Here is an 8,628-nt window from a genome sequence, read left to right as displayed (position 1 = left end):
TTTTTAGGTCAGTGCCATTACACTGATGGGTTTTTGACTAACTATCTATATGTTGAAAAGAGGGGTCTTTTCATTGAACACATTATTATTTAGTGATACCTTCAGATACTTCTTTAACCATTTCAGTTACAGATTCGATTCCGCCACCTGATAAGTACCAGTATTCAGGATCTAAGTAAACGATTTTACCATCTTTAAATGCGTTTGTTTTCTTCACAATCTCATTTTCAATTGTTTCTTTACCTGAATGGCTTTCTTCGATTGCTTTATCACGGTCTACAACAAATAAGTAGTCTGGGTTTTTCTCTAAGATATATTCAGAAGTTACAGTATTACCGTGACTTTCTATTTTAATATCTTTATCAGCTGGTGTAACTCCGAATACATCATGGATAATACCAAAACGTGATCCAGGACCGTATGCACTGATTTCACCAGCACTTGTTAATGTAATTAGACCTTTTTTGCTAGGATCTACTTTACCTTGTAAATCTTTAACAGAAGCTTTAACTTCATCAAGCTTTTCTTTTGCTACATCTTCTTTACCATAGATTTCAGCTATCATATTTACATTACTTTCAAATGATTCCATATATTTAGCTGGATCTAATTCAACATATACAGTTGGAGCGATTTCTGCGAATTGTTCGTAAGAGTCAGCTTGACGACCTGAGATGATGATTAAATCTGGTTGAACTTCATTAATTGCTTCGAAATCAGGCTCTTTTAATCCACCTGCATTTACTACACTATCTTTATCAAAATCAGATAAATATGGAGGAAGAGTTTCTTTAGCTGTTGCAGCAACAGAATCAGTTTCTCCTAATGCATGAATTGTATCAAGTGAACCAAAATCAAATACTACTACTTTCTCTGGGTTTACAGGAACTTTCGCTTCACCATATTTGTGTTTTACAGTTATTTCTTTTGCTTCTTCTTTTGGCTTATCGCCTGATTTACCTTCGTCTTTCGCAGTATCATCACTTCCACAAGCTGCTAGAACTACTGCGAAGATAGCTAACATAAATGTTAATAACCACTTTTTCATTTGTCTTTTCTCCTCATCCATTACGTAAAGTACACGCAAATTTTTTGTGAATTAATATCTTGAATTGCGATGTCCATATCATAAATGGCATGCAATACTTCTGACGTAATAATGTCCTGTGCAGGACCTTCTTTAACGACTTTACCGTCTTTTAAAGCAACAATATAATCTGAATAGCAAGAAGCGAAGTTAATATCATGAATAACAATAACGATCGTTTTGTTCAGTTCATTAACTAACCTTCTTAAGATTTTCATAATTTGAACAGAATGCTTCATATCTAAATTATTCAAAGGTTCATCGAGTAGAATATACTCTGTGTCTTGCGCGATAACCATCGCAATATAAGCTCGTTGCTTCTGTCCACCACTTAGCTGATCTATATACTTATGTTCGAACTCTCCTAATTCCATATAAGCAATGGCTTCATCTACCTTATCCCAATCTTCTTTTGATAGACGACCTTGGGAATAAGGAAATCTTCCAAAGGAAACAAGCTCACGAACAGTTAATCGAACATTAATATGGTTGGATTGTTTTAAGATAGAAATCTTTTTAGCTAACTGGTTGCTCTTCATGCTTCCGATATCATTACCTTCAATGATTACATCTCCTGAATCTCTCTCAATCAGTCTACTAATCATTGATAATACCGTACTTTTCCCAGCACCATTCGGTCCAATAAAAGAGGTAATCTTCCCTTTTTGGATTTTAATAGACACTTTGTCTACTACGTTTTTCGATCCATATAATTTAGATATATTCGATACTTCAATCATTTGCGATTCTCCTTTAGTAGAAGGTAGATAAAGTAAATTCCACCAATAAAGTTTATAATCACGCTAAGAGTAGTTGAGAAAGTAAATACTCTCTCTACGAGCAATAAGCCACCAACAAGAGCAATGATACTAATAATAATTGATCCAACAATTACATAAGAGTGCTTATATGTACGAATCACTTGATAAGCGACGTTGACCACAAGAAGGCCTAGAAACGTTATTGGGCCAACAAGTGCTGTACTTATGGATATTAAGATTGCTACTATTATTAACAATCGTCTTACCACAAAATCATAATTCACACCTAAATTAATCGCCGTTTCTCTCCCTAATGCTAATACATCTAAGTATTTCATAAATCGCAAGGAATATAGAGTAACGAGGATAATTCCAACAACGGCCATCGTTAATAAATCTGTTTCAACGTTATTGAAACTAGCAAACATCTTATCTTGAATAGACGCGTATTCATTCGGGTCAATTAATACTTGCAGAAACGTTGACATACTTGAAAACAGCGTTCCAAAAATAAGACCTAGTAGCAGAAGGAAATATAAGTTATTGCCTTCACGTTTGAATAATATTCGGTACAAAACACCTATAAACATAACCATCACCGCAATTGTGATTAAAAAGTTTATATTTTTATTTACAATTGTGAGATTGGTGGAGCCTAATAAAAATATTAGAGCTGTTTGAATTAACATATATAATGAATCTAACCCAATAATACTCGGAGTCAAGATTCTATTATTCGTAATCGTTTGAAATATAACTGTAGAGAATGCGATACTAAATCCTGTCAACACAATGGCAAAGATCTTTATTCCACGTTTCGGAAGAACATAATCTGGAAATCTACCCATATCCGTAAACATAAATATTCCAATAAGTGCAATAGCGATTGCTGTTAATATTCCAATTCTAGCTTTATCATTCATATGCCTTTCTCCTCATCAGTAAGTAAGCAAAGATCGCACTTCCAATTACACCTACAGTGAGACCAATTGGAACTTCATACGGATAAATGATTAATCGCCCGAATATATCACAGCCTAATATAAAGACAGCACCTAACAAGGCGGTATGACCTAAATTATTCTTTAAATGATCACCACGATATATAGATACAATATTAGGAACAATCAGCCCTAAGAACGGAATACTTCCTACAGTTAGAATAACGACTGCTGTAACCATTGCTACAATGATTAGACCAAAATTCACAACTCTCTTATAGTTCATACCTAAGTTAACGGCAAAATCCTCACCCATGCCAGCCACAGTGAACTTATTGGCATAGAGATACGCAATGATCACAAGCGGCACACTAATGTAAATCAGCTCATAACTGCCCTTCATAACACCAGCAAAGCTTCCTTGTAACCAAGCGGACATACTTTGCATCATGTCATGCTTATAAGCGAAGAATGTAGTAATTGAGCCAATTATGCCACCGAACATCAAGCCAACTAAAGGAATGAATATGGCATCTTTAAATTTGATATTGTCGAGGATCTTCATAAAGATAAGCGTACCTAGTAAAGCAAAAATAAAAGATATTGTTAGTTTCGTAAGCATTGTTGCTGCAGGGAATAGTAACATGCTTACTAGAATACCTAAACGAGCTGAATCCATCGTACCTGCTGTAGTCGGAGATACAAACTTATTTCTAGTGAGCTGCTGCATAATAAGTCCGCATATACTTAAGCTAACACCAGCTATAATTATACTCACTAACCGAGGTACTCGGCTGATTATCAGTACATCCCATTGTTCCTTCGTAAGAGTGAATACGTCCAATGGTGATATATTAGTTGCCCCGATGAAAAGGCTTGTTATAGATAATATGATTAACATTACAAATAAATATCTCTTCTTCATTGGTAGCCTCTCTTACTAATCCTGCCATAACTATGACGTTTTTTTATCCTCTATAAAGATTATCATTCTCAATTACTTTTGTAAAAAATATAGGCTGCTATAGCGTAAATCGCGAAGCCATTATTTTTTACGTGTGTATACTGAAAATATAACTTACACATTAAATGATAATGATTATCATTACTGTTTGTCAATGATTATTTAATTATTTTAATAAACAGACTATTAAATTGATAATTTTGTCATATTTTAGTTGGTTTTCTACAAAAAAATCGACCGTTATCAAATACAGTCGATTTTTTTCTAATGCTATTCATCAGCATCTAGATTATTCAATTCGTTTCTCCCTAAAATATTCATTGATTCAATATGGCTTCGAGTTCCCTCATCACCTAATTCATGAAGCTTTTCATACAAGTGAATTAAAGTCTGATCATACAAATCATTCGCTTCATCATAATGATATTCTAGAAAAGGAATATGGGATCTTACATACGTTTTCATATCATTGTTGTAAAGCTCATTTGCAATTTGCTTAACATCTTCATATTGTTCATCAGTAGCATGAATAATGAAATGTCCGCCTTGTTCTGGTGCATCCACTGAGATCTTTCCACCTTGTATATCTACATAGTATATATTTGTATTTCCATCCATAGTCCATCATCTCCTTTATTAAGAAGATTTACTATAGGAGCATATTTTACACCTTACACATTCTTAGTAAATAAATGAAATAACAGCTAAACTATAGATTAGATTTCTTTCATTCATTTAAAAGCTTTTTTGCGTTAAATCTTTTACAACTTTGTCCATAACTTTATCAAGTGTAATTGGATCTGATAAGTAAGATGTACGTTCATCTAAAGGCAGTACTCGATTATTTTTTACAGCAGGTAAATTCATCCAGACCGAACTGTTTTGGACTTGGTAATCCCCTTCAGCATGATTACTATAATAAATATAATCTCCAGCATACTGAGGAACGCTTTCCAAAGGTACTTTCAATACAGCCACTTGATTAATGATATTTTGTTGTACAAGATCCGGAGCTCTCAATTCTAGCGCATCATAAATTACTTCTCCCCCATGTCCAGCTTGATTTCCGTACACACGCACACCTTCAGAGCTGCTTTCTATGATGGATATAGTCTTGTCCCGCATAACTTTCTGAACAAGTTCTTTATTAATTGCTACTTTCTCTTCCCACTTTGTTAACCAGGCCTCTGCTTCTTTTTCTTTGCCTACTAACTGTCCAAGAACAGTCATTTTCTCAAGATAATCTCTTTTGATCCAGTCAAATGCCACAGTAGGGGCAATATCTTGGAGTAATGGTATATTCTTATCTGTCGTTTCTGTAATAATCAAGTCAGGTTCTAGCATCATGATTTCATCTATTGCATCACTTGTGACAACTTCTGTTCCTTCAAGCATTCCTTTGAAATAAGGATTATCAAATGCTAATTTAGGTACTGCTACAGGTTTAACTCCTAGCTGCAAAAGATAGCCAACATAAGTTGATGACAATACCACTACTTTTTTCGGATCTTTTGGTACTTCAACTGATCCATTATCTGCTTCAAAAGCAAATGTAGCCTTCTCTAGCTTGATTTCTTCTTGACTCTCTTCTTTATTATTATTACAAGCACTCATTATTAAACATATACATACAAGCATGATTATCCATGCATAATTTTTTAAATTCATTACAAAGTCAACCTCTTCTAAAATAACTCATTGACCTTATTGTATAGTAACATTCGTACTTATACTAATGTGAAACTTTGGAAGATGAATATGAAGATTGCGAAAAAAGTTTTTTATCCATTAACGTAGTTTTTTATGACTAGTAAAAATGATTCATAAAAATTAAAAATTTATTAATGTTAAAAGAAGGATTTTTTTACATTTGTAAGAATATATACAATTAACAGTTGAAATGAATGACCATTCATTTTCCTGTTGCTTTATCACTCTAACTAAATGGAGGTTATGTATGAACGAATTTGCTACGTCATTAGCAGGACTAAAAAAGAGGAAAGGAGTGTTTATAGCCCTAATTGCTGTATTACTTGTTCCGCTGATATACGCAGCCATTATACTAACTCCATCATGGGGTCCCTATGACAACTTGTCGAACTTACCAGTAGCAGTGGTCAATAAAGACAAAGGCGCCATGTCTGGTAACGACCCAATTAATGTTGGGGAAGATTTAGTAGCTGACTTAAAGCAGAGCAAATCGTTAGGGTGGCATTTCGTCAACCAAGAAGATGCTGACAAAGGAATAAAAAATTTAAAGTATTACATGGTGATTGAAATACCGGAAAATTTCTCTCAAGATGTAACAACGGTATTAACAAAGAATCCCAAAATACCAGAACTAACGTACACACAAAATGAAGGGCTGCATTTTATGGCGGCTCAAGTAACAAAAAGTGCAACTGAAAGAATTCGTGAACAATTGGCTAACAAGATTACTGAAACATATGCCAAGAATATGTTTGCTCAACTAGAACAAGTTGCAAACGGATTCAAAGATGGTGCCGATGGTTCTACTAAGCTTCACAAAGGTTCTGTTGCTCTTCAAAAAGGAACGGGGCAAATTCTACAATCTCTTCAGTCAAAATCAGGCGATATTAACAAACTTGCTGCTGGTACACAAGAATTAAAAGCTGGTACTGGCACTCTCCTACAATCTCTTCAGTCAAAATCGGGTGATATTTCAAAACTTGCCGCTGGTACACAAGAATTAAAAGCTGGTACTGGCACTCTCTTACATTCACTCGAATCAAAATCAGGTGACATCAATAAGTTAGCTGCAGGAAGTGCACAACTGCAAAATGGTACAGCACAATTATTAAAAGCCATGCAAGATGGTTCTAGCAACGTAAACAAATTAGCCACTGGTGCGAAAGATTTAGCAGCGGGTTCACAAGGTTTAGCTACTGGCGCGAAAGGTTTAGCCACTGGCGCTGAAACTTTTGCAACGGGAGCAAAAACTTTCACATCAGGATCTAAAAATTTCGCTGATGGATCGAAATCTTTTGCTACAGGAGCGAAATCTTTTGCTACTGGTGCAAAGACCTTTGTAACTGGCTCTAAAGGACTTGCAACTGGTGCGAAATCTTTACAATCTGGTTCATCACAAGTTTTAGAAGGTTTAAAACAAGCTCAATCTGGAAGTGGTGAACTATCTCAAGCACTTACTAAATTGTCTCCAGGAAGTAAACAAGTAGCTGATGGTGTAACAGCTGTTAACTCAGGTGCTGGGCAACTAGCTTCTGGAGCAAATCAAGTAACTTCTGGTTTAGAACAATTAGCTAATCACCCTGAACTAGGTCCAGTTCTAAACAATAGTCCTGAATTCCAAAAGCTATTGCAAGGAAGCAAATCCGTATCAGCTGGGCTCAATAAGCTGGCAACAGACGCAGGTTCTTTAAAAGCTGGCGCTAGCCAAGTTGCTGATGGACTTGCAAAAGCATCACCTGGTGCACAAACATTAAATGCTGGGATTGACAAATTAGTTGCTGGGCAAACACAGGTAACTCAAGGTGCTGGACAACTAGCTTCTGGAGCTGGTCAATTAGAAGCCGGAGCTGATCAATTAGCTGATGGTGCAAACCAATTAGAGCCTAGTGCATCACAATTAAACGCTGGGGCTACACAATTAAATGCTGGAGCAAGCCAACTAGAGCCAGGTGCATCAAAGTTAAACGATGGTGCTACACAACTAAATGCTGGAGCAAGTAAAGTTACAGTTGGAGCTACTACACTCGCTAATGGAAACGCTTCCCTCAATACAGCTTGGGGTACTTTAACTAAATCTGTTGCTACAATTAATGGTGGCATGACAACGATTAGTTCCGGTAACAAAACAGTAAGTAAAGGTTGGAGTGCATTAACTTTCGGTGCTAGAAAATTAAATAGCGGCATAGTTCAAGTCAATGCTGGAAATCAAACTGTAAAAGCTGGTTGGAATGCGTTAACGATTGGTGCTAGACAATTAAACAGCGGCATGGTTCAAGTCAATGCTGGAAACCAAACTGTAAAAACAGGATGGGGTGCATTAACAGAAGGTGTGCAGAAAGTTGATAACGGTATTAGCCAAATTGAAAGTGGTAGTAAGGAATTGTCAACAGGTTTACAAGGTGGTGCTGATCAAGTAAGCGCTATTCATGCAACAGATAAGAACATTACACAGTTCTCTTCCCCTGTTGAATTGAAAGGTAAAGCAATTAATACATTCCCATTCTATCGATATGCCAATGCTCCATATATTCTTTCTCTTGCTCTTTTCGTAGGTGCATTAGCATTAATACTGTTATTTGATGTACGTAAACCTGAAGATCTTAATGTTTCAAGTGCAAAATGGTACGGAACCTTATTTGCAAAAATGGCCGGATTTGCAGCCATTCAAGCAGTGGTCATGAGTACATTTGCATTATTCTTTATTAAATTAAGCGTTATGAACGGTTTCTTATTAATACTATTCTCAATCATAGCTAGCATCACATTCCTAGCCATAATATTCTTCCTTGTAGCAATAGCAGGTAACATAGGTCGCTTTATTGCTGTTATCTTCGTAGTTCTTCAGCTTTCAACAACAGGGTCAAGCCTTCCGGTTGAAATGCTACCAGAAAACTTACGAAACTTAAGCAATTTCTTACCAATGCGACACTCCATCGATAGCTTTAGATCACTCATATCATTGGATAATACAAGCTCTGCTTGGGGAAGCATTACCACATTATTTATCTATCTTATTATCGCGGCAATACTTATTGCCATTGTTGCTATAATTCACGCAAGGAAATCAGGATCTGAAGCATCACTTGAAGCTTAAGGCTATATAATTAGAAAAGCGCAAGCGCCCGTTTTGCTCCGTATCTTCTTTCGCCCTTCGACTGAGATAAA

The 8,628-nt window shown here is 35.9% G+C and carries 7 protein-coding genes; 1 reads left to right on the top strand and 6 read right to left on the bottom strand.

The features are described from left to right. Window positions 1-85 precede the first annotated feature (85 nt). From V7014_RS04420 to V7014_RS04395, 6 genes are all read right to left on the bottom strand, one after another. Window positions 86-1,048: a siderophore ABC transporter substrate-binding protein gene (locus V7014_RS04420; protein WP_335504571.1), complete on the bottom strand. Its 963-nt coding sequence runs from the start codon at window positions 1,046-1,048 to the stop codon at window positions 86-88. A 20-nt stretch (window positions 1,049-1,068) separates the two neighbouring features. After that, a complete protein-coding gene (locus tag V7014_RS04415; protein WP_335504570.1) occupies window positions 1,069-1,827 on the bottom strand; it encodes an iron ABC transporter ATP-binding protein in 759 nt (252 codons plus the stop codon). Continuing rightward, on the bottom strand, window positions 1,824-2,771 hold the full coding sequence (locus tag V7014_RS04410) for an iron chelate uptake ABC transporter family permease subunit (protein ID WP_335504567.1): 948 nt from the start codon (window positions 2,769-2,771) through the stop codon (window positions 1,824-1,826). The genes V7014_RS04415 and V7014_RS04410 overlap by 4 nt, the downstream gene beginning before the upstream one ends. After that, a complete protein-coding gene (locus V7014_RS04405; RefSeq protein WP_335504566.1) occupies window positions 2,764-3,714 on the bottom strand; it encodes an ABC transporter permease in 951 nt (316 codons plus the stop codon). Before V7014_RS04405 ends, V7014_RS04410 begins: the two co-directional genes overlap by 8 nt. 309 nt (window positions 3,715-4,023) lie before the next feature. Next, window positions 4,024-4,371 carry a hydrolase gene (locus tag V7014_RS04400; protein WP_335504564.1) on the bottom strand — a complete coding sequence of 116 codons (348 nt, stop codon included), beginning with the start codon at window positions 4,369-4,371 and terminating at the stop codon, window positions 4,024-4,026. Between the two features lie 117 nt (window positions 4,372-4,488). After that, window positions 4,489-5,421, bottom strand: a complete 933-nt coding sequence (locus tag V7014_RS04395; protein ID WP_335504562.1) for an ABC transporter substrate-binding protein — start codon at window positions 5,419-5,421, stop codon at window positions 4,489-4,491. A 289-nt stretch (window positions 5,422-5,710) separates the two neighbouring features. On the opposite strand from V7014_RS04395, the gene V7014_RS04390 reads away from it, so the two are divergent. Continuing rightward, a complete protein-coding gene (locus tag V7014_RS04390) occupies window positions 5,711-8,557 on the top strand; it encodes a YhgE/Pip domain-containing protein (RefSeq protein WP_335504560.1) in 2,847 nt (948 codons plus the stop codon). Window positions 8,558-8,628: the final 71 nt, after the last annotated feature.

The organism is Bacillus sp. JJ722, assembly GCF_036963345.1.
Taxonomy (GTDB): Bacteria; Bacillota; Bacilli; order Bacillales; family DSM-1321; genus Bacillus_AD.
The sequence above is the reverse complement of the archived record's forward strand: the minus strand, read 5'-3'. Positions and strand labels throughout refer to the sequence as shown.